The following is a 23,762-nucleotide window of genomic DNA, read 5'->3' on the forward strand; positions in this document are numbered from 1 at the left end:
ACGGGGGAGTGGGAGGGGGAGAGGGCTCAGCCGGCCGGCGCCGCGTGGGCGGTGGAGAGGTCCATCAGGTGGTCGACCAGGGCCAGCAGCAGGTCCCGCCCGAAGACGCGCTCGCGCACGTCGCCGAGGAGCATCGGCACCTGCGGGTCGAGGTCGAGGGCGGCCCGGATCTCCTCCGGCGTACGGGTGTTGTGGCCGTGGAAGCAGTTGATCGCGACCACGAACGGGATGCCGCGGCTCTCGAAGAAGTCGATGGAGGCGAAGCTGGTGTCCAGCCGGCGGGTGTCGGCGATGACGATCCCGCCGAGCGCGCCGTTCACCAGGTCGTTCCACATGAACCAGAAGCGCTCCTGGCCGGGCGTGCCGAACAGGTACACCACCAGCTCGGGGTTGACGGTGATCCGGCCGAAGTCGAGGGCGACGGTGGTGGTGTCCTTGCTGTCGACACCGGACAGGTCGTCCACGCCGACGCTGGCGCGGGTCAGGTACTCCTCGGTGCGCAGCGGCGCGACCTCGCTGACCGAGCCGACCAGGGTGGTCTTGCCGACGCCGAAGCCGCCCGCGATGAGGATCTTCACGGCGGTGGGCGCGGTCGGCGCGGTGGGCGCGTCGACGACGGTCGGTGCGGAGGAAGGGAGGGGTGCGGTCGGTGCCATGGTTCAGAGTCTCCGGAGTCCTTCGCGTACGGCTGTCAGCAGTCCGAGGTCCGCGCCCCCGCCGGCCCGGGCCACCGAGAGCGGGGCCCGGGCCAGCAGCAGGCCCTGGGAGATCAGGTCGCCCGAGAGGATCTTGGTGACCGAGACGGGTAGGTCCAGACCGGCCGCCACCTCGGCGACGGCGGCCGGGCGCCGGCAGCGGTCCAGGATCATCCGGTGCTCGGGCTGGAGCCCGCGCGACCCGGCGCGCGAGCCCCGGGCCAGGGCCGCGCGGGCCTCGTCCAGGACGGTGGTCAGCACCGTGATCAGGGTGAGGTCGTCGCGTTCGGGCGCGGTGCGGCCGCGGGTGATGGTGTAGGGGCGCACCATCGAGTCCGAGCCGTCGTCTCCGTCCTCGTCGGGGACTTCGCTCCAGTGCGGGATCACCGGGGCATCAACCCCGGTTCCTGGCGGCGAAGGCGTCGAACTCGCTGCGCGCCGGGGTGGTCAGTTTCTGGCCGACCTGCTGCACCAGCGTGTGCATGGCCACCGACATCACCTCGGCGTCCACCTCCTGGGAGGCGACGACGGCCAGGTGGGTGCCCTGGGCGGCGGCGATGATGAACAGCCAGACCTCGGACAGCTCGACGATGACCTGGTGCACCGGGCCGCCGTCGAAGAGCTGGCCCACGCCGCGCGCCAGGCTCTGCTGGCCGGTGGCGACGGCGGCCAGACGCTCGGCGTCGGCGCGCTCGATGGAGCGGGAGTGGCTGACGACCAGGCCGTCGTCGGAGAGCAGGACGGCGTTCCTGGTCCCGGGCACCGAGTCGACGAGTCCGTCGAGCAGCCAGTCCAGGTCCTGGTGGGTGGCGATCGTGCGGTTCATGACTGGTTTTCCGTCCTCGTGGTTCGGGGGTCCGCGGCCGGGAGGGCCCAGGGGGAGGGGCCAGGCGCGGGGGTCGGGGGCCCGGCGGGCTCGGTCCGGCGTGCCGGGCGGGTGCCGTGGTCGAAGGTGGGGCCGGGGGGCCGGTCGGGGAGGCGGTGCCCGCCGGAGTCGTGGCCGCTGCCCTGGCCACGCGCCGCGCGGGACTGCCGCTGGAAGGCGCCGATCGCCGCCCCCGAACGCCGCGCCGGGCGTTGGAACGGGTCGGCCGTCCCGGCCTGCCCGGTGCCGAAGCCGTCCGCCGTCGGGAGGTCGGCCGGACCGGGCGTGCGCTCGGTCCGGGGCGGTGGCGGGACGCGCAGCTCGGCGGCCAGGCTGGCCTGGCGCACGCGCTGCGGCAGCGGCGGCTGTCCGCCGCTCGGCTCGCTCAGCGGCACCGAGGAGGCGTACTCGGGCCGCTCCCGCCGTTCGGCGAGCCGGTAGTGCTGGGCCGGCCGGTACTGCTCGTCGGCGTACGGGGCTTCGGCGGGCGTCACCTTGGCGTACGCGATGTCCGGGTAGGCGGGGGTGTCGTGCCCGGGCGCGTCCGGGGCCGGTGCGGGCCGGGGCGCACCCGCGGGGGCCGCGGCGTGCGCGGCGGCGCCGCCGGCCGGGGCGGCGTAGGGCGTGCCGTCCGCCGGGGAGCCGTGTTCGACCGGCTGCGCGGACTCCAGCGGCTGTTCGAGCGGCTGTTCCGGCGACGGATCCAGCGGCTGGACGTACTCGACGTGCGCGAACGCCTCGACCGGGCCCGGCCCGGCGGCGGACGGGACCAGCACGATCTCCGGCGGCTCGCCGGCGACCGGCCCGTCCGTGCCCGGCCGCGGTCCGCCCGCCTGCGCCCCCGAGGCCGGCGCCGCACTCGGCGCCGCCTGGCGCGAGCGCCGGACGAGCGGGATCGGCTCGACCGGCGTGGCGTCCGGCAGGCCCGCGTCGCCGTCGATGACCAGCTCGGCGGGGACGAGCACGACCACCCGCGTCCCGCCGAAGGCCGACGGCCGGAACTCGATCCGCAGGCCGGTGTTGGCGGCCAGGCGGGCGACCACGTAGAAGCCGAGGCGGATGTCGTCCGCCCGGGCCAGCACGTCCATCCGGGGCGGACGGCTCATCAGCTCGTTGGCCGCGTCGTACTGCGCCGGGTCCATGCCGAGCCCGCGGTCCTCGATCTCGACCGCCAGCCCGCGGCCGACCATGGCGGCCCGCACCTCGACCGGGGTCGGCGGCCTGGAGAAGCTCGCCGCGTTCTCCATCAGCTCGGCGAGCACGTGCGCGACCGGGCCGACGGCCCGCTCGGAGAGCCACGGGTGTCCCTCGACGTCCAGCATGATCCGCCGGTAGTCCTGCACCTCGCCCTGGGCGGAGCGGAGCACGTCCAGCAGCGGGACGGGCTTGCGCCAGCGCCGCTGCGGCTGGCCGCCGGCCAGGATCACGAGGTTCTCCTCGTAGCGGCGCAGGCGGGCGGTGAGGTGGTCGAGGTCGAACAGGCCCTCCAGCACCTCCGGATCCTCGTGCCTGCGCTCCAGCTCGTCCAGCTTCTTCAGCTGCTGGCCGATCAGCAGCTGGGTGCGGCGGGCGATGCGCTGGAGCAGCCGTTCGAAGCCGCGGTGCTGCTCGGCCTGCCGGACGGAGGTCTCCAGCGCGGAGGCGCGGGCCAGGTTGAGCGCCTGGCCGAGGCGGGCCAGCTCGTCGGTGCCGTTGCCCTGGTCGCCCGCGGTGATCACCCGGCTCTCGGCCTCGACGTCGACCTGCTCGCCCCGGGAGAGGCGCTCGACCACCTCGGGCAGGGTGCGCTCCAGCTCCTGTGCCTGGGTGTGCAGTTCCCTGATGCGGCGGCGCAGCGAGCGGGTGAGCCGCCAGCTGGTGACGATGACGGCGACGACCGCGACCAGGCCGATCACGGTGGTCAGCGCGAAGGTGGTGAGCAGCGAGAGGAACGAGCCCTTGCCGACCTCGACGATGCCGTCGGTGCGGGTCTCGATCGCCTTCACCAGCTGCGGGTTGAGCTGGTCGACGGCCTGGCGCCACTGGTCCTGGGAGGGAGGCAGCTTGACGGTGCCGCCCGCGTCCGCCGGGACGGCCCGGGTCAGCGACTGCTCGACGGCGGACTTGGCCTGCCACGCCGGGCTGGTCATCAGGTCCTGCCAGGCCGCGGCCTCGGCGGCCGGGACGTACGGGAGGACCTGGACGGTGAAGAGGTGGTCCTGGGCGCCGATGGCCTGCTGGACCTGCTGGAAGTCGCCGGTGGTGAGCTTCCCGGACGGCCAGCCGCGGGCCAGGATGGCGTCCTCGCGGGCCAGCATCTCCTTGGCCCAGAAGGCGTTGACCAGGGTCTTGGAGATCCAGGTGACCTCGCCGTTGTCGACGTGGCTGAGCGCGGTGAACAGCCGCAGGTCGACGGAGATCAGGTCGGTGTAGTAGGTGAAGGCGGCCTGCTGGTCGATGGCGGCGCGGTCGACGGCGGAGCGCTGTTCGGCGAGCCTGCCCATCGCCTGCCGTGCCTCGGCGACGGCGCTGCGCACCTCGGCGGGGGCGCTGTCGGCGGTCTCGCCGGAGAGCGCCTGGAACTGGCGCACCGCGTCGTCGGTGAGCTGGCGCTGGCGGCGCAGCGCCTCGGTGACGCTGCCCGGCCGGGCGAGCGACTCGGCGCTGAGCCGGCGCTCCTCCTGGAGGTTGTAATAGACCTTGTTGGAGGGCTGTCCGGCCTTCTGGGCGAGCAGGCCCTGGTCCGCCTGCCGGCTGAAGTCGAGGAGGGTCTGGCCGCTGGTGACCGCCCAGAGGACGGCGAGGGCCAGGCTGGGGACGACGGCCAGGACGAGCAGCGCCGTCCGCAGTGACAGGCGTGGACGCCTGCGGGGGGTCTTCGGCGTCGGGGGCCGCCGATTCGCACGCGCGCGCAGAGCTGACTCCTAGGGGAAGGCGGCCGGCCTGGTGGGGCCGGACCGTCCGGGCACGGGCTTTTGACGAGGCGATACTAGTCATACCGTGTGATAGGAGTGAAAACCCGTTCGCTACCTGGACAGGGTGCACACACGGCCTTAACACAACGTCATTCCCGAGTTCATGATTGGTGGGCGAAGGACCGTTGTGACGCGGGATGTCCTCTTCTGACGTGCGATGACGTGTTATCGGGGCAGATGGACGGTGGTCGGAAGGGCAGGCCGGGGTATCCGGGGGGATTGTGTGAGAACCGTGTGCCGATGTCCTCTGGCGGTGAGCAACTGGCCCTGGGCCGATTCCGGTCGGTCCTCCAGCAACCCGGCTGGCCCGGCCACCCCGGCCACCCCGGCCGACCCCCGCCGCGCCCCCGGTGGAGCGCCGCCACCGGGGGCGGCGTGCGCCGCGTAGCCGTGGCCCGGACCGCCCCTGCGCGGCTCCGGCGGGCCCGCCGGCTCGGCCGGACGATCCCTCAGGGCGGGTCGGAGCCCGGTTGCCCGAGGAGTTGATCGATGGTCACGGCGAGGTGGCGGTCGAGGGGCGGTGCGAGGCGTTCCGGGCCACCTGCCCTACGCCGAGGTGGACGCCGAGGTGGACGCCGCACGGCGCACCGGGGAGAGGACGGCTCGGTAGCGTCCGCCCTCCCCGGGTGCCCTTTCCGGTCGCGGCCGCATGCCACGACCGGAAGGGCGCCTCGACCGCCGGAAGGTCAGCCCCAGTTGCCCCGCAGCGGGACGTCGCCCCAGTTGCCGAACTTCACGCCGTAGACGACGAGGTTGCTGTTTCCGGCGGCCCCGTAGAAGCTCCCGTCGCCGGGCCGGTAGGCGCCGACGGTGTCCGTGCCGGTGCCGTCCCAGTCGCCCTTGACCGGGATGTCGCGGGGGTTGCCGAACCTGATCGCGGGACGCACGTTCTCCGCCTCGTTGGAGTCGTTGAGGTAGAAGTTCTGCGTCGCGGGGTCGTAGACCGCGACGGTGGTGGTGCCGTTGCCGTCCCAGTCGCCGACCAGCGGTTTCCGGTCCGGGTTGCCCAGCTTGATCCGGTACCTGGTGTTGACGTTGTCGTCGGTCAGGTAGAAGGACTGCTCGCTCGGGCGGTAGACGCCGATCGTCGTCCGCCCCTGGCCGCTCCAGTCGCCCGCCAGCGGGACGTCGCCGGTGTTGCCGTACTGCACGGTGACACCGGGCGTCGCGTTGTCGTCCGACAGGACGAAGGTCCGGGTGTCCCGGTGGTAGACGCCGATGGTGTCGACGCCCGGTCCGCTCCGGTGCCCGGTCGGCGGGACGTCGTCGGGCCGGTGGTCGCCGCCGAGGACGGGCGAGCCGAGGAAGACGCCGTTGTGGGCGGTCTCGGCGAAGGTCCCCTCCGACGGCCGGTAGATGCCGGCCGAGGCGGCCGGCCGGGTGGGCGTCGCGTTGACGACCGCGTTGCCGGTCGCCCGTTCGGCGGCGACGGTCAGAGGCATGGTGCTCGGCTGGTCCGGGCCGAGCCAGCGGAAGTTCTGCAGGTAGACGATGCGCGGGTCCTGCGCGGCGAGGGCGGGGTACTCGGTGGCGGACGACGCCACCGTCGCGTCGGACGGGCAGTCGTCGCCCAGGCCGGAGAGGGACTCCGGGAAGAGCATCAGGTGCTGGTCCGGTGAGGAGACCACCCTTGCGGTCGGCGGGCCGGAGCGTCGATGACCGCCGAGGTCAGGGACGTTCCGCGTCCGGCCCGCCGGCAGGGCCGGATTTCGTCTTCTGATCACCCGCTGATAGGTTCTTCCATGTCGGCGGGACAAGATCGCGGAAGTGGTCGGAAGCCCGACCGGTCAGGCGTCGGTGGTGCAGCGGTAGCACGCCCACTTTCAGTGGGAGGGGTTCGTTCGATTCGGGCCCGGCGCTCCAACTCGCAGGGGCGGAAGTCGTTTTCGACTTCCGCCCCTGTCTGTTTTCCGGCCCGGTGGCTTTGGCTTTGGCGGGCGGGCGGGCGGGCGGTCGCCGGTCGGCCCGGGCCGGCTGTCAGATCCCGAACGCCGCTGCCCAGCGGGCCACACCGGACGGCAGGGGGTCGCCCTCGTTCAGGCTGAGCGCCATCCACGCCTCGTCGGGCGCGTCGATGGTGAGCTCCACGCCGTGGGCGGAGGCACGGACGAAGCCGAACCGCGGGTAGTAGGTCGGGTGCCCGAGGAGGATGACGAAGCGCTCGCCCATGGCGCGGGCGGCGTCGAGCGCGGCGATGACGGCGGCCGAACCGGCGCCGGAACGCTGGTGCTCCGGGTGCACGGAGACCGGGCCCATGGCGAGGGCCGGGACGTCACCGATGAACGCCCGGGTCAGGACGACGTGGCCGACGGGGGTGCCGGTGGGGTCGGCGGGGTCGGTGGCCACGACGGACAGGCCGTCGATCCAGCCCTCGTCGACGCGAAGGGCGGCGAGGACGTCGGCCTCCATCGGACGGCCGAAGGCGGCGAGGGTGAGGGCGTGGACGGTGGGGATGTCCGCGCTGGTCTCGGCACGGGTGAGCCAGGAGGACGAAGCGGAAGAAGACATGGTGAAACCCTTGGGTGAAGGGCCCCGGGACAACGTGGAAGTACGGTCAGACCAGGGCCCGGGAGATGAGAACGGTCGTCCGGGCGCTGCGCAGCACAGGCGCAGCGGTCATCACCGCGGCCACAATCTCACCTTCCCCGTCTCTCTCGGCATCCTGGTCGAACACGGACGGCACGACCGTAGCAGGGCGGGAGGGAGAACTCTCCTGATTTTCCGAGGCCCCTCGGCAGCCCGCTCGCGGCTCCCTGCTGCCGGCCGTCTCCCTACCCCCTGCCCTCCCTACCCCTCCCGCTGGCCCCGCTCCGCAGCGGCGAGCAGCACCTCGGCGGCCTCGGTGCGGGTGTAGAGGACGTACCGGCCGGTCCGGTGGGCATCGACCAGGCCGGCGGTGCGCAGGGCGGTCAGGTGCTGGGAGATCCCACCCGCCGTGATGCCGGTGCGCCCGGCGAGGTCGGTGGTGGAGGCGGGGAGGTCGAGCTCGGCCAGCAGGTGCGCCCTTGTCCGGCCGATCACCGCAGCGAGGGGTCGGGCCACCGCCGTGCGCCGTTCCCACAGGGTGGCGATACCGCGCGGCGGGTACCGCAGGGTGGGCTGCCAGGCGGGGGCGGTGACGGAGAAGACGCGCGGCCAGGCGAACACCGACGGCACGAGCAGCAGGCCGTGCCCGCCGAGCCGTCGGGAGCCGCCCGGGAAACGGTGCCGGATGCGCAGCGTGTCGCTGTCCCAGACGACGGCCGGGTCGAGGTCGTTGAGCAGCCGGTCGGCGCCGCCCTCGGCCAGCAGCCTGGCCCGGTGGAGGATGTCGCCCTCCAGTAGCGACCGCATCCGCGGCCAGTACGGCGCGAGCGCGATCTCCCAGTATTCCTCGACGAGTTCGGCGAGCTCCGCCAGGCCGCGGTGGGGGTCTTCGAGCAGCGCATCGATGCGGGCGGAGCGCGGCGCCCGCTTCCCGCCGAGACCGGAGCGGACCCGCTCGGCCGGGGTCGCCCGGAGTACGGCCAACTCGACCTTCAGGTCGGACAGCGGAGTTGCGGGCGGGGGAGCGACGAAGATCGGGATCGCCCGGGGCGGGTCCGGGACGAGATCGGCGAGCAGGCTCCGGTCCAGCCCGGCGGCGGCCAGCCGCGGGCGGACCCGGTCGCTCCAGGGCCGGTACAGACGGTGCTCGTCCGGGTTCCTGAGGATCCGGATACTGGCGACGACCTCCCAGAGCGGGGACAGGGCGAACCTGGTCCGCGCCAGATCGCGGGCGGTGAACTCCAACTCCAGCACTGCGCATCCTCGTCACTCGCTCCGGCCACCTCGTCTTTCAGTACAGCCTAAATTCATGGCTCGGCTCCGAGGGCGGCGCCAGGCTCACCCCATGACCACGACTCACCTCGGCACCGGCCGCCCGCCCGCGGCCCGGCCCGCGACCGGCCGCGCGCTCCTCCACGACCCCGACTTCCGCCTGCTCCTCGGCGCGACGGGGGTGAGCAAACTCGGCAGTGCGCTCGGCCAGTTCGCTCTCCCGCTGGTCGCCGTGGTGGCACTGGACAGCTCCGCCGGGCAGGTCGGCCTGCTGGCGACGATGAGCACGCTGGCGGCCGTGCTGATCGGCCTGCCCGCGGGGGCCTGGGTCGACCGGCTGCGCCGGCGGCCCGTCATGGTGGCCGCCGATCTCGTCCGGGCGGTGCTCCTCGCCTCGGTTCCGGTCGCCTGGGCGTTCGGCGCGCTCACCCTCGGACAGCTCTGCCTCGTGGCCCTGCTCACGGGCGCGGCCACGGTCTTCTTCGACGTCGCCGCATTGAGCCACCTGCCGGACCTGGTCGGCCGGGACCGTCTCGCCCGGGCCAACTCGTATCTCGTGACGGTCGACGCCGCGACCCAGGTCGGGGGCCGGGGTGTGGGCGGCTTCCTGGTGGCACTGGTCTCCGCGCCCCTCGCGCTCGCCGTCGACGCCGTCAGCTACCTCTGGTCGGCGGCCTGCTTGATGCGGCTGCGCCGACCGGAGCCGGAGCCGGAGCCGGCGTCGGAGCCCGTGGGCACGGATCGCCGGCGGCTGGCCGGGGAGGTCCGGGAGGGCCTGCGCTTCGTCTTCGGGCACCCTTCGCTGCGGGCCGTCGCCCTGGCGGGTGGCTGCACCAACCTGTCCATCCAGCTCTGCCAGACCGTGCTCCCCGTCCTGTTCGTCCGTGAACTCCGGCTCCCCGACGCCGCGATCGGCCTGTTCTTCGCCGCCGGCGGGACAGGCGTCTTCCTCGGCTCGCTGGCGGCCCGCCCGCTGGCCCGCCGACTCGGCGCCGGGCGGGTGCTCTGGTCGATGGGCCTGGCGGTCGCACCGCTCGGCATCACGGTGGCGCTGGTCGATCGCGGCCCGGCGCTGTGGCTCGCCGGCGGCGGCTGGCTGGTCACCACCTTCAAGGTCGGCATCGACAACGTCCTCAAGGTCAGTTATCGCCAGAGCGTCACCCCCGACCGACTGCTCGGCCGGATGAACGCCACCATGCGCTTCGTCCTCACCGGCTCCCTGGCCGCCGGGGCGGCACTGGCCGGGCTGCTCGGCGAACTGCTCTCCACCCGGGCCGCCCTCTGGGCGGGCGCCGTGGGCCTCGCCCTCGTCTGGGTGCCGGTCTGCTTCTCGCCCCTGCGCGGGCTGCGCGAGCTGCCGGGCCTCTGAGCCAGCGATGTCCGTACCCGCGGCCCGCCGCGCTGCCCTGCGCAGGAAGTCGGACCGGCCGACTTCTGCGCAGGGCGGGTGCCGAGGTCCCCACCCGGCGGTGTGCATAGGCTGCCGGCATGCCCGGTCTGCTGCCCTCCGTTCCCCGCTCACCCGGACCGATCGTGCCCGTGGCGCCCTCGGTGGGGACACCGGTGGGCCTGCTGGAGTTCCACGCGGCCGTCGACGGGCAACAGGTGGCGGGGCGGCCGCAGCGCGTGGAGCGGCTGCCGGGCGGTGCGCTGGTGTACCACTGGGAGCTTGCCTCGGCCGAACTGGAGCTTCTGCTCTGCCCGTTCGAGGCCGACCCGACCGAGTTCACGCTCCCGGTCGACGCCTGCTGGGGCGCGGTCTGGCGCATCGACGCCCGGGCGGCGCTCGACCGCGTCCGGCTGTCCGCGGTCTTCCGCGACGTGCCCGCCGACGTCGAGAGCGGCTACGAGGGCGGGCAGGCCGTGGCCGCCCTCGGCCTGGAGAGGGCCGGCACCGTCCTCACCCTCGGCGGCCCCGACGAGGAGGACATCTGTGCCCGCGCGGCTGCCGGGGACTCCCTGCCCCGCCGCTGGGCCGCCCACCTCGACGACGTCCACCGCCGCTCGCCCCGCCTCACCTGGGGCGTCGAGTACGTGGACGGCCACCGCGGCCTGTCCTGGACCCTCCCGTCCTTCGAACCGGGCGACCACGCCGTCCTGCACGCGGCCACGAGCTGGCGCACCCCGCAGCCCGACGACCCCGAGGACGACATGTCCACCTGGTGGGCCGCCCTGGTCGACGTGGACCACGTCCTGGCCGCCGCGTCTGCCCGGTAGCCGCCCCGGGCCTGTCCGTAACGCGGGCCGTTACCCGAACCGCCCCACGAACCGCCGCTGCCACGGCGTCTCCACCGCGTGCCGGTCGTAGTGCTCCCGCACGTACGCCACCGCCTCGCCGGCCGGCACCCCGTCCAGGACGGCCAGGCAGGCGAGCGCCGTGCCCGTCCGGCCGCGCCCGCCGGCGCAGGCCAGCTCGACCCGCTCGGCGGCGGACCGCTCCCAGGCCTCGCGCAGCGCCTCGGCGGCCTCGGCGCGGTCGGCGGGCAGCCGGAAGTCCGGCCAGCGGAGCCACCTGGTCTCCCAGGGGAAGGCTGCGGGGCGGCGGCCCAACAGGTAGAAGCCGACGTCGGGTCGGGGGCCCGGCGGCACCGGCCGGAGCAGGCCGCGCCCCCGCACCAGCCGGCCGGAGGGGAGTCGCATCACTCCGGCGGTGGCCGGATCCCAGGGCTCCCCGGAGGCCCGGTCGACAGAGACGGTCATGGGCCGAGCCTACGCGTCGCGGCGGTAGGCCCCTTCCTCCACGGCGGCACGGCTGCGACACTCGCCCCATGGGCATTCGGGGGGATGCGCCGGGGGCACCGGCCACGGTCGTAGCGCCGTTCGCGGCGAAGCAGGTCACCGCGGTCGCCGCCGCGGTCGCCGCGCTGCTGGTTCTGCTCGCGGGCCGCTACGGCTTCCACCGCGACGAGCTGTACTTCCTGACCGCCGGCGAGCACCCGGCGTGGGGCTACGCCGACCAGCCGCCGCTGACCCCGCTGCTCGGGCGGGCCTCGACGGCGGTGTTCGGCGACAGCCTGACCGGGCTACGGGTGGTCCCGGCGCTCATGTGTGCCGCGAGCATCGTCCTGACGGCACTGCTGGCGCGGGAGTTGGCCGCCGGGCGGAAGGGCCAGGTGCTCGCCGCCTGCTGCGCGGCCTGCTCGGCGTTCGTCCTCGCGATCGGCCACCTGCTGAACACCAGCACCTTCGACCTGCTCGCCTGGCTGGCCGTCTGCCTGCTGGTGCTTCGCCTGTTGCGGACCGGTGACGGCCGCTGGTGGGTGGCGCTCGGCACGGCCACCGGGGTCGCGCTACTCAACAAGGACCTCGTCCTGCTGCTCGCCGCCGCCGTCGTCCCCGGCGTGCTCGCGGTCGGGCCCCGGCGCGTGCTGCGGAGCTGGTGGCCGGTGGCCGCACTGGCGGTCGCGCTGGTCGTCGCGCTGCCGAACCTGTGGTGGCAGGCCGCGCACGGCTGGCCCGAGCTGACCGTGGCCGGCGGGATCAGCGACAAGGACGGGGCCCACAACCGACTGATGTTCGTGCCGATGCAGATCCTCTACCTGTCCCCGGTCCTGGTGCCGGTCTGGGTGGCGGGGATCCGGCGGCTGCTCCGGGACCCGGCAGTGCGCTGGGCCAGGGCCTTCGCCGTCGCCTACCCGGTGATCTGCGTCGCGGTGATCGCCGGCGGCGGCAAGCCGTACTACGCGTTCCCGCTGCTGCTGGTCCTGGTCGCGGCGGGCTGCGAGCCGCTGGTGCAGCGGGTGGCGCGGCGGCCGCGCCGCGGCCGGGTGCAGTTCGCGGCCTGGCTGGCGTTCGCGGCAGCGGTGAACGTCGTGATCACCCTGCCGGTGCTGCCGGCTCGCCTCGTCCCGGTGGTGAACTGGATCTACCCGGAGCAGGGCGAGCAGATCGGCTGGCCCGAACTGGCCGAGGCCGCCGCGGACGGCTGGTCCGCGATCCCGGCCGACCGGCGAGGCCGGGCGGTGATCTTCACCTCGAACTACGGCGAGGCGGGCGCGCTGGCCCGGTACGGCCCGCGCCACGGACTGCCGGCCCCCTACTCCGGGCACATGAGCCTCGCCGACTGGGGCCCGCCACCGGACACCTCCGACGGCCCGGTCCTGTTGCTCCATCCGGACGGGTACCCGCTCGTGGAGCGGTACTTCACCGGCTGCCGGGTGGTCGCCCGTGTCGACAACGGCCGGGGCGTGCCGAACCAGGAGCAACGCACCCCCGTCCTGCTCTGCACCGGCACCACCAGGCCGTGGTCCGCCCTCTGGCCGGAGCTGCGGCACTTCTACTAGGGCTAGAGGCTGCTGCCGGACCGGGCGGCGGTCGGCGCTGTTGAAGCCGGAACGCCGTCGGCCAGACCGTCGGCCGGAGAGCCTCGGCGAGCCGTCCGGTGCGACGGGACGGTGATCCGGGCGGCCACCTCGGCCGGGGGCTCCGCCCGTTCGGACCCGGCACCGCCGCACGGGCGCGGGGCTACGACGCCGCGTACAGCGCGGTCGTGGCGGGCATGCCGGCGCGGTGGGCCAGGGCGGCGGCCTCGCCGCGTGAGGCGACGCCCAACTTGGCCAGGATGTTGGCCACATGGAACTTCACCGTGGACTCGCTGATGTGCAGGGTCAGGGCGATCTCCCGGTTGCGGCGGCCCTGGGCGAGCTGGTCGAGGACCTCCAACTCCCGCGGCTGGAGCCCCTCCAGAGGGTCCGTGGCGGCGGGCGCGGCGGACACGTTCAGCGGCAGGTCCACGGTGACGGTGGTGCCCCAGCCGGGGACGGCGTCGACGGTCAGGCGGCCGGCCAGGGCCGCGATCCGGTCGGTGGTGCGGTGGACGGCGAGCGCGTCGGCGGCCAGCAGGCCGGGGCCGTCGTCCCGGACCACGGCCCGGACGGCGTCCGCCACGAACTGCCAACTCACGTGCAAGCGCGTCAGGTTGTCCTGCTCCAGCATGGTGAGCACGGTGGAGCGGACGGCGGCCCGAGCGGTGTGCGCGGTGTCGGCGGGGACGGAACGGTCCCCCGCCGCCGGGGGCAGCAGGTCCAGCCGGACGGGGCTGTGCCGCAGCAGGGGGCGCAGCTCGTCGGCGAGCCGGGCGAACGCGGTGGCGGCGGGCTCCTCGCTCAGCTCCCGGTCGAGGTCGGCGCCCGCGCGCAGGCCGAGCAGGGCGTCGACGGCGAGTTCGGTGGCGCTGCGGCGGGCGGTGGCGTCGTCCAGGGCGGCGGAGCGCAGCGGGGCGAGGATCGCGGTGAGGGCGGAGGCGTGGGCGCCGCTCAGTTCGGCGATCGCCCGGGCCCGGGCGCCGGCCGAGGCGCGGGAGGCGGCCGCGTGCACGGGGGCGGCGTCGGTGGCGCGGTGGTGGGAGTGGGTAGTGACCAGCTCCCACAGCTGCTGGAGGACGGCGAGCGGCTGCGCGGGCAGCGGGCCGGCGCTCTCCCGGACCAGTACCAGCAGGGCGCCGTTGCTGCCGGCTGGCGCCGAGGCGACAGCCACGGCCGGCCGGAGCCGGCCCGCGAGCACCGCCTCGCCCTGCCACGGGTGGCCGGGCTCCACCGCCTCCGCGAGCCGGGCCAGCTCCAGGCTGGTGATCCCCCCGGCCAGGTCGGCGGCGCCGAAGGCGTTGGTGGGGGAGTACGTGCAGACGCCGCTGAGCTGGGCGATCGCGGTGTGCGCGACGAGGTCGGCGAGGATCTCGGAGAGCCGCGGCAGGATGGCCGGCCGGGGGGTGCGCAGCACCTCGACGGCCCGCGCCAGCGCGTCCTCGGGCCGCTCCCACGGCCGGGCCCCGGACGGCTCCCCGCTGTCGTGCACGTGTTCCACCATGCCGTCCAGCCTAGTTGGGCCGGCCGGCCGGCCGCCTGGCCGTTCGGACAGGTCGAACCGGCCGAACGGCGGGCCGGTGATCGGCCGCCGGCCCGCCAGGCTGGACCCGTCACCACGACGAACCTCCCGAGACACCAGGAACGGTGGGATTTCCATGACCAAGGCCATCGGCTTCTCCGAGTACGGCGGCGCGGACGTGCTGCGCCCGATCGAGATCGACCTGCCCGCCCCCGGCCCGGGCCAGGTGCGGATCGCCGTCCGCACCGCGGGCGTCAACCCGCTCGACTACAAGCTGCGCAACGGCGCGCTGACCCAGCTCTTCCCGCTGACGCTCCCGCACGTCACCGGCTCCGAGGTGGCGGGCGTCGTGGAGGCGGTCGGCGAGGGCGTGACCGCATGGCAGGCCGGTGACGAGGTGTTCGGCCTGATCCTCGGCGGCGGGTACGCCGAACACGCGCTGGGGGAGGCCGGCAAGCTGGTCCGCAAGCCGGCCACGCTGAGCTGGGAGGAGGCCGCGGCGATCCCGGTGGCGGCCGAGACGGCCTGGCGCTCGCTGGACCTGCTGGGCGTCAAGAGCGGCCAGACGCTGCTGGTGCACGGCGCGGCCGGCGGCGTCGGCACGGTGCTGCTGCAGTTCGCCCGCTCGCGCGGGATCCGGGTGATCGGCACCGCGAGCGAGGCCAACCACGCGCACCTGCGCGAGCTGGGCGCGATACCGGTGGCGTACGGGGACGGGCTGGCCGAGCGGGTGCGGGCCGTCGCCCCGGAGGGCGTGGACAAGGTGCTGGACGCGGCCGGGCAGGGCGGCGTCCTGCCGTTCTCGATCGAGCTGGTGGGCGGCGCCGAGCACGTGCTGACCATCGCCGACTGGGAGGGTGCGGCCACGTACGGGGTGCGGTTCAGCGGGGGCACGGAGGCGGTCGAGTACCACGGCCCGGCGCTGGCCGGCGCCGTCGCGCTGCACGAGGCCGGCACCCTGCGGCTGCCGCTGCACCGGGTGTTCCCGCTGGCGGAGGCGGCGCAGGCGCAGCAGGAGAGCGAGCGCGGGCACCTGCGGGGCAAGATCGTCCTCGCGGTCGGCTGAGGCTGCGGTCGAGGCCGCGGCGCACCATCCGGGGGGCGACCGGGCGGGCGCCCCATCAGCCGATCGGTTGATGCGGCCGGCGGGGCCGAGCGGATCGGCGGATGCCGCCCGGCCCCGCCGGCCGCGACGCTGGACCCATGAAACCTCCCGGCAGTCCAGCAACGCCCGCACCGGGCCACGTCATCGAGGTGACCGGCCTTCAGAAGTCCTACGCGGGCCGCACCGTGGTCGACGGTGTCTCCTTCTCCGTCGCCGAGGGCGAGATCTTCGGCATCCTCGGCCCCAACGGCGCCGGCAAGACCACCCTGGTGGAGTGCGTCGCCGGGCTGCGCGCCCCCGACGGCGGCGCCGTGCGGGTCGCCGGGCTCGACCCGCGTGCGGACCGGGCCGCCACCACCCGCGTCCTCGGCGTCCAGCTCCAGTCGAGCGAACTCCAGCCCAAGCTGACCGTGCGCGAGGCGCTGGAGCTGTACGCCGCCTGCTATCCGGACCCCGCCGACTGGCGGCAGCTGGCGGAGCGCCTGAGCCTCACCGACCGGCTGTCGGCCCGGTTCACGGACCTCAGCGGCGGGCAGCAGCAGCGGCTGTTCATCGCGCTGGCGCTGATCGGCCGGCCGCGCGTCGTCGTCCTCGACGAGCTGACCACCGGGCTCGACCCGCGCGCCCGCCGCGCCACCTGGGACCTCATCGAGTCGGTCCGGGCTGGCGGGGTCACCGTCCTCCTGGTCACCCACTTCATGGAGGAGGCGCAGCGGCTCTGCGACCGGATCGCCGTCCTGGACCGGGGCCGGGTCGTCGCACTCGACACCCCGGGAGGCCTGGTCGGCCGGGCCGCCGGGGCGACCGTCATCTCGTTCACGCCCTCCGCGCCGCTGGCCGGGCCCGATCTCGCCGCGCTGCCGGGGCTCGTCTCCGTCGCCACCAAGGACGGCCGCCTCACCCTGGCCGGCACCGACGAGACCGTCGGTGCCGTCCTCACCCTGCTCGCCCGGAACCGCATCACCGCCCACCAACTGCGCGTCACCGACGCCACCCTGGACGACGCGTTCCTCGACCTCACCGGAGCCTCGTCATGACCGCCGCAGCCATCGGGACCGGTACCCACGGACGGCGCGGCCCGGGCGCCGCCGTCCTGCGGGCCGAGGCCCGCCTCTTCCTGCGCGAGCCGGCCGGCGTCTTCTGGATCCTGGCCTTCCCCACCCTGCTGCTGGTGATCCTCGGCTCGATTCCGGCCTTCCGCACCCCCGACGCATCGCTCGGCGGCATCCGCTTCGTCGACGCGTACGCGCCGGTGTCGGTGCTGATCGCGATGCTCACCGCCGGGCTCCAGGCCATGGCGCCGGTCGTCACCGGCTACCGGGAACGCGGCATCCTGCGCCGGATGTCGACCACCCCGGTGCGTGCCGGCGCGCTGCTCGGGGCGCAGGCGGTCCTGCACGGCGCGGCAGCGCTGCTCTCCGCCGTCCTGTCGCTGACGGTGGGCCGGATCGTCTTCGACGTGCCGCTGCCGCGCGGGCCGCTCGGCTACCTGCTCGCCCTGATGCCGGCGACCCTGGCCGCGCTGGCGCTGGGCGCGCTGGTGTCGGCGCTCTCCCGCACCTCGAAGATCGCCTCCGGGATCGGTTCGGCGGTCTACTTCCCGATGATGTTCTGCGCGGGCGTCTGGCTGCCGGTCCAGGCGATGCCGGACGTGCTCGCCCGGATCGTCGGCCTCACTCCGTTCGGCGCCGCCGCCCAGGCGCTCGGCCGGGCGTCGGCGGGCGGCTGGCCGGGCTGGGACCACCTGGGGGTGCTCGCGCTGTGGACGGTGGCGCTCTCGGCGGCGGCCGCCCGCTGGTTCCGCTGGGAATAGCCTCGTGCAGACTGGGCCGGTGATCATCGCGGGCGGGGCAGCGGGCGGGGCGGTGGGTGCGGTGGCCGGGGAGACCGGCGTGGCCGGCGACGGCCCGGCGAGGACGGGTGCGGAGAGCGCCGCGGCGGCGTTCACGGCCGTGGAGCGGCGATGGGTGGCCTTCCACCGCTGGGGCCCGTTCGTCCTGCTCGGCGCCGGCCTCGTCGTCTCGCTGGTGACCTCCCGGCTGCTCGGCATGGACCGCGGGCGGTGGGCGGTCGCCGGGGCGCTGGCCGCCGCGGCGTTCGCGCTGCAGGGCTGGTGGGCGGTGGTGGCGCGGGACCGCCCCGGTCCGTCGGCCCGGAGCGCCGGCTACTACGCGGTCCGCTGGGCGCTCGCCTTCGGGCTCGCCTGGCAGAACCCGTTCTTCTCGACCTACGCGGCCGCCGGCTACTTCGACGCGGAACGACTGCTGCCGCGCCGGCTGCGCTGGGCCGGTCTGGTCGCCACCGCGGTGGTCCTGGCCGGCGCCCAGTCCGGCGGGCTCCCGCCGCGCGGGACGGTGGGCCGGATCGCCTTCGCCGGAGTGTTCACCGTCCACCTGGCACTGCTGGTCGTGGTCAGCCGGATCGCCTCGCAGGAGGCCGAGCGGGCCCGGATCCAGGCCGACACGATCGAGGAGCTGGCCCGCGCCAACGCCGCGCTCGAACAGGCGCTGGCGGAGAACGCCGCCCTGCACGCCCAACTGCTGCTCCAGGCCCGGGAGGCCGGGGTGGCCGACGAGCGCACCCGGATGGCCGCCGAGATCCACGACACGATCGCGCAGGGCCTGGCCGGGATCGTCACGCAGCTCCAGGCCGGCGCCACCACCCCCGACCCGGCGGCGGCCCGCGAGCACCTGGACCGCGCCGCCGACCTCGCCCGGCTCAGCCTGGGCGAGGCCCGGCGTTCCGTCCGCAACCTCTCGCCGGCGGCGCTGGAGCACGACACGCTGCCCGGGGCGCTGCGCAAGACGGTCGCCGACTGGCGCGAACGGACGGGCGTACGAGCCGAGTTCACCGTCACCGGCACGGTGGAGGAGCTGCACGCCGAGATCGCCGCCACGCTGCTGCGGATCGCCCAGGAGGCGCTCGCCAACGCCGCCCGGCACGCCCGGGCGACCCGCCTCGGCCTCACCCTCTCCTTCATCGACGACGAGGTCGTCCTGGACGTCCGGGACGACGGCCGGGGCTTCGACCCGCTCGCCCTGCCGACCGCCTCCGCGCGCGCCGGTACCGGCGGCTTCGGCCTGGCCGGCATGCGGGCCCGGGCCGAACGCATCGCCGGCTCCGTCACCGTCGAGTCCGAACCCGGCTTCGGGACGGCGATCTCGGCTCGCGTACCGTTGGTGCGCCATGAGCGCTGACGTGATCACCCTGCTCCTCGTCGACGACCACCCCGTCGTCCGCGACGGCCTGCGCGGCATGTTCGCCGCCGACCCCGGGTTCCGGGTGCTGGGCGAGGCGTCGAGCGGCCCCGAGGCCGTGGCCTGCGTCGCCGCCCTCGACCCCGACGTCGTCCTGATGGACCTGCGGATGCCGGGCGGCGGCGGGGTCGAGGCGATCACCGAGCTCACCCGCCTGGGCGCGCGGGCCCGCGTCCTCGTCCTCACCACGTACGACACGGACGCCGACACCCTGCCCGCCATCGAGGCGGGCGCCACCGGCTACCTGCTGAAGGACGCGCCGCGCGACGAACTGTTCACCGCGGTGCGGGCCGCGGCCGAGGGGCGCACCGTGCTCTCCCCGGCGGTCGCCTCCCGGCTGGTCGCCGCGGTGCGCACCCCGGCGGCCCGCGGCGAGGCCGTCCGGGGCGAGACGGTCCGCGGCCGGGAGCAGACCGGGGCGGACACCCCGCTGTCGACGCGCGAGCGCGAGGTGCTGGCCCTGGTGGCCAAGGGCACCTCGAACCGGGAGATCGCCCGGGTGCTCTTCGTCAGCGAGGCCACGGTGAAGACCCATCTCACCCACATCTACGCGAAGCTGGGCGCGGCCGACCGGGCGGCGGCGGTGGCCCAGGCGTACGAGCGGCGCATCCTGGGTTAGCTCCTGTCCGGCCGATCCCGCCGTGGGCGCGATCGATCGACCGGACGCGGCCGTTCAACGGTGCCCTCGCCGCCGGGTGCGCCCCGCGGACGCCGGGGCGGCCGGCCGCGAACGCCGGACCCCTTGGCGTCCCGGCATTCTGACGCAGCGTCGGTAGAGTCCGGTGCCATGACCGATGTGAGCGACTTCTCGTACGGGGGCCGGCTGGCCGGCAAGGTGTGCGTGGTGACGGGCGCGGCCAGCGGCATCGGCCGCGCGGTGGCCGAACGCTTCGCCCGGGAGGGCGCGTCGGTCGTCGCGACCGACGTGGACGCGGACGGCCTGCGACGGCTGGCGGAACAACTCCCGGAGGCCGTCAGCACGGTGGTCGGCGACGTCTCCCGGGACGACGACGCCCGCCGGATGGTCGCCGCCGCCGTCGACCGGCACGGCCGTCTGGACGTCCTGGTGGCCAACGCGGGCGTGATCCCGCTGATGGAGATCACCGAGGCGAGCGCCGAGGACTGGGACCAGGTGATGGCCGTCGACGGCCGCGGCATGTTCCTCACCTGCAAGCACGCGGTGGAGGCGATGGCGGCGCCCCGCGGGCAGGGCGGCGCGATCGTCTGCGTCTCGTCCATTTCCGGCGAGGCCGGCCAGCGCGGCCAGGCCGTCTACGGGCCCGCCAAGTTCGTCGCGTCCGGCCTGACCAAGCACCTCGCCGTCGAGTGGGCCGACCGGGGCATCCGGGTCAACGCGGTGGCCCCCGGGACCATCACCACCGAGCGCGTCCGCCGTCTCCAGGACGAGCCTGGCGGCCCCGAGTACCTCGCCGCGATCGAGAAGCTCCACCCGATGGGCCGGCTCGGCGCCCCGGCCGAGGTGGCCGCCGCCGTACTCTTCCTGGCCTCCGACGACGCCTCCTTCGTCACCGGCGTGGTCCTCCCGGTGGACGGTGGCTACCTGGCGCAGTAGGTCGCCGGCCGCCCGGTACGCCTGGGCAGGGCGGCGACGCCGCCCGGGCCGCGCCCGGCCGCGAGGGCCCGTTCCGCGGTGTCGAGGACGGCGCGGGCGGCGGCGCGGTCGCGGACGCGGAGCGCGACGAGCGGGCTCGCGGCCGGCGCCTCGGCGGCGCTCGCGGCGTCGCGGCGGGCACGGCGCCCTCGGCGAGCAGGCCGGCAGCCCGTCCGAGTGTGCGGTTCCGGCTCGGCGATCACCGGGCTCCGGCCGGACGCTCTCTCAACTCGGCGGGCTCCCCGGAGAAGGCGAGCTCGCCCCGGTGCAGCACGTGGACGACGGCCGCCCCGGCCAGGCCGCGGGGGAGCGACCGCGCGGTCAGCACCACCGCCCGGCCCTCGGCCCCGGCGGTGGCGAGCAGGTGCGCGTGCAGCCGGGCCGCGACGGTGGGCGCGAGGCCCCGGTCCGGCTCGTCCAGCAGGAGCAGGCGCGGTCGCGTGGCCACCGCCCGGGCCACGGCGACCAGTTGCTGCTGACCCCCGGAGAGTGCCCCGGCCCGGCGGGGGAGCAGGGCGGACAGCTCGGGAAAGAGCGCGAGTGCCTCCCCGGCGGAGGAACCGCCCAGCTCCAGGTGCTCGGCCACCGTGAGCGAGGCGAACACCGCCCGCTCGGCCGGCACCAGCGCCAGCCCCAGCCGCACCCGCCGGTGCACGCCCAGCGCCGTGACGTCCCGGCTCTGCCAGGTCACCCGCCCGGCGGCCAGCGGGACCAGGCCGGCCAGGGCGTGCAGCGCACTGGTCCGCCCGGAGCCGTTGCGGCCGAGCAGGACGGTGACCGCGCCGGCGGGGAAGGCGAGGTCCACGCCGTGCAGGGCCTCCAACGGGCCGTAGCGGACCCGGGCGGCGTGCAGGGCGGCCTCGACGGTCACGGCCGCCCCGTCCCCGCGGCGGCGCCGCCCCAGGCCCGGGCGACCCGCGGGTCGTCCAGGACGTCGGCCACCGGGCCGCGCGCCACCACCCGGCCGCCCGCCATCACGTAGACGCGGTCGGCGAGTTCACGGACCAGGTCGGGATCGTGCTCGACCAGCAGCAGCGCCGTGCCCCGGTCGGCCAGACCGCGCAGGACGGAGACCAGCCGGGCGGTCTGCGCGGTGTCCAGACCGGCGGCCGGCTCGTCCAGCAGCAGGACGTGCGGACCGCCCGCGAGTGCGCGGGCCAGCTCCACCAGGCGCAGCACCCCGGTGGGCTGGTCGCCGGCCGGCTGCGCCGCGACGCCCTGCAGGCCGAACAGGGCGAGGGCCCGGGCGGTCGCGGCGTCCACCGCGCCGGCGTCCGGGCGGCGGCCGCGTCGCTGCTCGGCGCCGATCCGGACGTTGTCCGCCACGGTGAGGGTCGGGAAGACGGCGATCTGCTGGAACGTCCGGGCCAGCCCGAGCCGGACCCGGGCGTGCGCGGGCACCCGGGTGACGTCCCGGCCGCCGAGGACCACCCGCCCGGCGTCCGGGCGGACCGTCCCGGCGAGGCAGTCGAACAGGGTGCTCTTCCCGGCGCCGTTCGGCCCGATCAGCGCGGTGACCCGCCCCGCCGGCGCGGTCAGGTCCACCCCGGCGACGGCCTCGATCCCGCCGTAGCGGCGCACCACGCCCCGCGCGGTCAGCCGGACCGGGCCGGTGTCCGCCCGGTGGACGGCGGTGCCCCGCCGGCTCACGGCGGCACCTCCCCGGAGCCTGCGGCCCGCCGGGCGGCGATCAGGGCACGGGTCCGGAGCCCCGCCGTGGTGAGGCGGACCGGTGGGAGCGCCGGGGGCGGCGGCACCGGGCGGCGGCGCGGCAGCCGGTCGGCCAGGCCCGCGAGGCCGCCGGGCAGCCGGCCGATCGCCGCCGCCAGCACACCGACAGCGACGGCCGACACCCCGGTCATCGTGCCCGCGTCCAGGCCGATCAGCAGCGCGGCGGCCAGCACCGCCCCGAGGGCGCTGTCCGCGCCGGCCACCACCACCGCGGCGAACCAGAGCAGCCCGAGCACCGGGTCGAACGACGCCGGGTCGAAGGCCCGCCCGGCGAGCCCCATCAGCCCGCCGCCGAGTGCGGCCAGCGCCGCCCCCACGACGAACGCGAACAGCTTCAGCCCGGGCACGTTCACGCCCGCGGCCACCGCACCCGCCTCGTGGTCGCGCATCGCGGTCAGCGCCCGGCCCGGCCGCCCGCGGTGCAGCCCGTGCACCACCAGCAGGCCGAGCGCGAGCAGCAGCAGCTCGGCCAGGTAGAAGGCCCGGTCGCCGGTCAGGAAGGCGGGCCGGTCCAGGGTCAGCCCGGTGGTCGCGTACGGCTGCTGGAAGACGAAGCGGCTCATCGCCGTCCCGACCGCGAAGGTGACCAGGGCAAGGGCCGGGCCCCGCCGCCGGATCGCGGGCCACCCGGTGAGCAGCCCGAGCGGAGCCGTCGCCAGCACGGCGAACAGCAGCGCGGGCACGGCGGGCAGGGGCGGCACGCCCGGGATCCGCCCCGACATCAGCAGCGCCGTCCCGAGCGCGCCCAGCCCCGCGTACCCGGCCTGGCCGAGCGAGATCTGCCCGCCGTACCCGGTCACCACCACGACGGAGAGCAGCACCAGGGCCAGCGCGGGCACCAGCAGGGCGCTGCGCAGGTCGCCGTCGCGGAAGCCGAGCGGCAGCAGGAGGAGCACCAGGCAGACCGCCCCGGCCGCCCGCCCGCCGCCGGTCGCCCCCCGTCGGCCCGTCCACCGGGTGGTCAGCGGCCGGCCGGTCAACGGCGTGCGGTCGCCGCGCTCGCCGGCGATCGCGGGGCCGGCCAGCAGTGCGGTGGCGAGCAGCGCCACGACGAACAGGTTGGCCTGCACCGCCTGCACCAGCGGCAGCAGCCGGCCGGACGGCTGCAGCCTGGTCAGCTCGGACTGCGCGATCCCGAGGCCGAGGCCGGTCGCCACCGCCACCGGGATGCTGCGCAGCCGGGCCGCGACGGCGACCGCCAGGGTCTCCATCACCAGCAGCGGCAGCCCGTACGGGTCGAGCAGCAGGTAGGGCGCCAGGGCGACGCCGACCAGGCCCGCGGTGAACGAGCCGAACGCCCAGCCCGCCGCCGAGACCCGGTCGGCGTCCACCCCGGCCAGCAGGGCGAGCCGCCGGTCGTCCACGACGGCGCGCACCTGGAGGCCGAACCGGGTGAACCGGGTGACCGCGGCCACCGTCACGGCGAGCACCAGGATGGCGGCGAGCTGCGCCACGGCGTCCGGGCGCAGGGTGTGCCCGCCGGGCAGCCCGGTCGGGGTGCCGCCGAACGGGGACGGCGCGCCGCTCACCGGGGCCGTGCCCCAGACCAGTACCACCACGCCGATCAGCAGGACGAACACGCCGAGCCCGGCCACCATGGTCTCGGCCGTTCCGGCCCCGCGCCGCTGCAACGGCCGGTACACCAGGACGTCCAGCAGCACCCCCAGCGCGGGTGCGACCAGCAGCAGGCAGCACGCGACGGCCGGCCAGACCGGCCAGTGCCGCACCACGACCAGGTCGCGCACCAGGTAGGCGACGAGCATGGCCTGGGCGCCCTGGGCGAGGTTGAGCACGCCGGTGGCGCGGTGGCAGACGACCAGGCCGATGCCGCTGAGCGCGGCGGCGCTGCCCACGGTGAGGCCGGCGAGCGCGAGGTCGACGGTGAGGGCGAGGGAGTCGAGGGCGGGGACGTCCGGCACGGG

General features: G+C 75.5%; 22 protein-coding genes and 1 tRNA gene. 10 read left to right on the forward strand and 13 right to left on the reverse strand.

Features of this window, described 5'->3' with window-relative positions; genetic code table 11:
- Window positions 1–26: 26 nt before the first annotated feature.
- The 5 genes from ACZ3YO_RS05750 to ACZ3YO_RS05770 form a co-directional block, all read right to left on the reverse strand.
- Complete coding sequence (locus ACZ3YO_RS05750) at window positions 27–656, reverse strand: GTP-binding protein (RefSeq protein ID WP_465565277.1); 630 nt, start codon at window positions 654–656, stop codon at window positions 27–29.
- Window positions 657–659: 3 nt separating this feature from the next.
- Window positions 660–1,082: a DUF742 domain-containing protein gene (locus tag ACZ3YO_RS05755; protein ID WP_465565279.1), complete on the reverse strand. Its 423-nt coding sequence runs from the start codon at window positions 1,080–1,082 to the stop codon at window positions 660–662.
- Between the two features lie 7 nt (window positions 1,083–1,089).
- Window positions 1,090–1,521, reverse strand: a complete 432-nt coding sequence (locus ACZ3YO_RS05760; protein ID WP_396319717.1) for a roadblock/LC7 domain-containing protein — start codon at window positions 1,519–1,521, stop codon at window positions 1,090–1,092.
- Window positions 1,518–4,454, reverse strand: coding sequence for a sensor histidine kinase (locus ACZ3YO_RS05765; RefSeq protein ID WP_465566258.1), 2,937 nt, complete (start codon window positions 4,452–4,454; stop codon window positions 1,518–1,520). Before ACZ3YO_RS05765 ends, ACZ3YO_RS05760 begins: the two co-directional genes overlap by 4 nt.
- Window positions 4,455–5,200: 746 nt before the next feature.
- Window positions 5,201–6,142 (reverse strand): hypothetical protein, encoded by a 942-nt coding sequence (locus ACZ3YO_RS05770; protein ID WP_465565281.1) that lies wholly within the window; start codon window positions 6,140–6,142, stop codon window positions 5,201–5,203.
- 163 nt (window positions 6,143–6,305) lie between these two features.
- On the opposite strand from ACZ3YO_RS05770, the gene ACZ3YO_RS05775 reads away from it, so the two are divergent.
- A tRNA-Glu gene (locus tag ACZ3YO_RS05775) sits at window positions 6,306–6,377 on the forward strand.
- A gap of 114 nt (window positions 6,378–6,491) precedes the next feature.
- On the opposite strand, the gene ACZ3YO_RS05780 is transcribed toward ACZ3YO_RS05775, so the two are convergent.
- Together ACZ3YO_RS05780 and ACZ3YO_RS05785 are read right to left on the reverse strand one after the other, a co-directional pair.
- Entirely contained in the window at window positions 6,492–7,022 is a 531-nt protein-coding gene (locus tag ACZ3YO_RS05780; RefSeq protein ID WP_465565284.1) for a GNAT family N-acetyltransferase, read from the reverse strand.
- 279 nt (window positions 7,023–7,301) lie between these two features.
- The gene (locus tag ACZ3YO_RS05785) at window positions 7,302–8,294 is read right to left on the reverse strand and encodes an ArsR/SmtB family transcription factor (protein WP_465565287.1); all 993 of its coding nucleotides are present in this window, start codon (window positions 8,292–8,294) and stop codon (window positions 7,302–7,304) included.
- 91 nt (window positions 8,295–8,385) lie between these two features.
- On the opposite strand from ACZ3YO_RS05785, the gene ACZ3YO_RS05790 reads away from it, so the two are divergent.
- Both ACZ3YO_RS05790 and ACZ3YO_RS05795 read left to right on the forward strand, forming a co-directional pair.
- Entirely contained in the window at window positions 8,386–9,681 is a 1,296-nt protein-coding gene (locus ACZ3YO_RS05790; RefSeq protein ID WP_465565290.1) for an MFS transporter, read from the forward strand.
- Between the two features lie 119 nt (window positions 9,682–9,800).
- Window positions 9,801–10,529 carry a hypothetical protein gene (locus tag ACZ3YO_RS05795; protein ID WP_465565293.1) on the forward strand — a complete coding sequence of 243 codons (729 nt, stop codon included), beginning with the start codon at window positions 9,801–9,803 and terminating at the stop codon, window positions 10,527–10,529.
- A 30-nt stretch (window positions 10,530–10,559) separates the two neighbouring features.
- Here ACZ3YO_RS05795 and ACZ3YO_RS05800 read toward each other — a convergent pair whose 3' ends face one another.
- Window positions 10,560–11,012, reverse strand: coding sequence for a protein-tyrosine phosphatase family protein (locus tag ACZ3YO_RS05800; RefSeq protein ID WP_465565296.1), 453 nt, complete (start codon window positions 11,010–11,012; stop codon window positions 10,560–10,562).
- A 68-nt stretch (window positions 11,013–11,080) separates the two neighbouring features.
- Between ACZ3YO_RS05800 and ACZ3YO_RS05805 the strand changes: the two genes are divergently transcribed.
- Window positions 11,081–12,595, forward strand: coding sequence for a glycosyltransferase family 39 protein (locus ACZ3YO_RS05805; RefSeq protein ID WP_465565299.1), 1,515 nt, complete (start codon window positions 11,081–11,083; stop codon window positions 12,593–12,595).
- Between the two features lie 181 nt (window positions 12,596–12,776).
- On the opposite strand, the gene ACZ3YO_RS05810 is transcribed toward ACZ3YO_RS05805, so the two are convergent.
- A complete protein-coding gene (locus ACZ3YO_RS05810) occupies window positions 12,777–14,117 on the reverse strand; it encodes a helix-turn-helix transcriptional regulator (protein ID WP_465565302.1) in 1,341 nt (446 codons plus the stop codon).
- A gap of 154 nt (window positions 14,118–14,271) precedes the next feature.
- Between ACZ3YO_RS05810 and ACZ3YO_RS05815 the strand changes: the two genes are divergently transcribed.
- The 6 genes from ACZ3YO_RS05815 (at window position 14,272) to ACZ3YO_RS05840 (ending at window position 20,070) form a co-directional block, all read left to right on the forward strand.
- On the forward strand, window positions 14,272–15,201 hold the full coding sequence (locus ACZ3YO_RS05815; RefSeq protein ID WP_465565305.1) for an NADP-dependent oxidoreductase: 930 nt from the start codon (window positions 14,272–14,274) through the stop codon (window positions 15,199–15,201).
- Between the two features lie 137 nt (window positions 15,202–15,338).
- On the forward strand, window positions 15,339–16,277 hold the full coding sequence (locus ACZ3YO_RS05820; protein ID WP_465565308.1) for an ABC transporter ATP-binding protein: 939 nt from the start codon (window positions 15,339–15,341) through the stop codon (window positions 16,275–16,277).
- Entirely contained in the window at window positions 16,274–17,053 is a 780-nt protein-coding gene (locus tag ACZ3YO_RS05825) for an ABC transporter permease (RefSeq protein ID WP_465565310.1), read from the forward strand. The genes ACZ3YO_RS05820 and ACZ3YO_RS05825 overlap by 4 nt, the downstream gene beginning before the upstream one ends.
- Window positions 17,054–17,132: 79 nt before the next feature.
- Window positions 17,133–18,437: a sensor histidine kinase gene (locus tag ACZ3YO_RS05830; RefSeq protein WP_465566261.1), complete on the forward strand. Its 1,305-nt coding sequence runs from the start codon at window positions 17,133–17,135 to the stop codon at window positions 18,435–18,437.
- Window positions 18,427–19,116, forward strand: coding sequence for a response regulator (locus ACZ3YO_RS05835; protein WP_465565313.1), 690 nt, complete (start codon window positions 18,427–18,429; stop codon window positions 19,114–19,116). Before ACZ3YO_RS05830 ends, ACZ3YO_RS05835 begins: the two co-directional genes overlap by 11 nt.
- A gap of 168 nt (window positions 19,117–19,284) precedes the next feature.
- Entirely contained in the window at window positions 19,285–20,070 is a 786-nt protein-coding gene (locus ACZ3YO_RS05840; protein ID WP_465565316.1) for an SDR family NAD(P)-dependent oxidoreductase, read from the forward strand.
- Here the strand turns inward: ACZ3YO_RS05840 and ACZ3YO_RS05845 are convergent.
- Genes ACZ3YO_RS05845 through ACZ3YO_RS05860 form a run of 4 tightly spaced genes read right to left on the reverse strand, consistent with a single transcriptional unit; the run spans window position 20,055 to window position 23,759 of the window.
- Window positions 20,055–20,312: a hypothetical protein gene (locus tag ACZ3YO_RS05845; protein ID WP_465565319.1), complete on the reverse strand. Its 258-nt coding sequence runs from the start codon at window positions 20,310–20,312 to the stop codon at window positions 20,055–20,057. The two genes, ACZ3YO_RS05840 and ACZ3YO_RS05845, sit on opposite strands and share 16 nt — an antisense overlap.
- A complete protein-coding gene (locus tag ACZ3YO_RS05850) occupies window positions 20,309–20,980 on the reverse strand; it encodes an ABC transporter ATP-binding protein (RefSeq protein ID WP_465565322.1) in 672 nt (223 codons plus the stop codon). The genes ACZ3YO_RS05845 and ACZ3YO_RS05850 overlap by 4 nt, the downstream gene beginning before the upstream one ends.
- Window positions 20,977–21,759, reverse strand: a complete 783-nt coding sequence (locus tag ACZ3YO_RS05855) for an ABC transporter ATP-binding protein (RefSeq protein ID WP_465565325.1) — start codon at window positions 21,757–21,759, stop codon at window positions 20,977–20,979. The genes ACZ3YO_RS05850 and ACZ3YO_RS05855 overlap by 4 nt, the downstream gene beginning before the upstream one ends.
- Window positions 21,756–23,759 (reverse strand): branched-chain amino acid ABC transporter permease, encoded by a 2,004-nt coding sequence (locus ACZ3YO_RS05860; RefSeq protein WP_465565327.1) that lies wholly within the window; start codon window positions 23,757–23,759, stop codon window positions 21,756–21,758. The genes ACZ3YO_RS05855 and ACZ3YO_RS05860 overlap by 4 nt, the downstream gene beginning before the upstream one ends.
- Window positions 23,760–23,762 lie beyond the last annotated feature (3 nt).

Source organism: Kitasatospora sp. NPDC022785 (genome assembly GCF_055561295.1).

Coding starts and splice junctions, on each gene's coding strand:
- ACZ3YO_RS05800 (WP_465565296.1), bottom strand. CDS start 11,012: ATGACCGTCTCTGTCGACCGGGCCTCCGGGGAGCCCTGGGATCCGGCC.
- ACZ3YO_RS05780 (WP_465565284.1), bottom strand. CDS start 7,022: ATGTCTTCTTCCGCTTCGTCCTCCTGGCTCACCCGTGCCGAGACCAGC.
- ACZ3YO_RS05820 (WP_465565308.1), top strand. CDS start 15,339: ATGAAACCTCCCGGCAGTCCAGCAACGCCCGCACCGGGCCACGTCATC.
- ACZ3YO_RS05810 (WP_465565302.1), bottom strand. CDS start 14,117: ATGGTGGAACACGTGCACGACAGCGGGGAGCCGTCCGGGGCCCGGCCG.
- ACZ3YO_RS05825 (WP_465565310.1), top strand. CDS start 16,274: ATGACCGCCGCAGCCATCGGGACCGGTACCCACGGACGGCGCGGCCCG.
- ACZ3YO_RS05805 (WP_465565299.1), top strand. CDS start 11,081: ATGGGCATTCGGGGGGATGCGCCGGGGGCACCGGCCACGGTCGTAGCG.
- ACZ3YO_RS05840 (WP_465565316.1), top strand. CDS start 19,285: ATGACCGATGTGAGCGACTTCTCGTACGGGGGCCGGCTGGCCGGCAAG.
- ACZ3YO_RS05760 (WP_396319717.1), bottom strand. CDS start 1,521: ATGAACCGCACGATCGCCACCCACCAGGACCTGGACTGGCTGCTCGAC.
- ACZ3YO_RS05795 (WP_465565293.1), top strand. CDS start 9,801: ATGCCCGGTCTGCTGCCCTCCGTTCCCCGCTCACCCGGACCGATCGTG.
- ACZ3YO_RS05790 (WP_465565290.1), top strand. CDS start 8,386: ATGACCACGACTCACCTCGGCACCGGCCGCCCGCCCGCGGCCCGGCCC.
- ACZ3YO_RS05815 (WP_465565305.1), top strand. CDS start 14,272: ATGACCAAGGCCATCGGCTTCTCCGAGTACGGCGGCGCGGACGTGCTG.
- ACZ3YO_RS05750 (WP_465565277.1), bottom strand. CDS start 656: ATGGCACCGACCGCACCCCTCCCTTCCTCCGCACCGACCGTCGTCGAC.
- ACZ3YO_RS05835 (WP_465565313.1), top strand. CDS start 18,427: ATGAGCGCTGACGTGATCACCCTGCTCCTCGTCGACGACCACCCCGTC.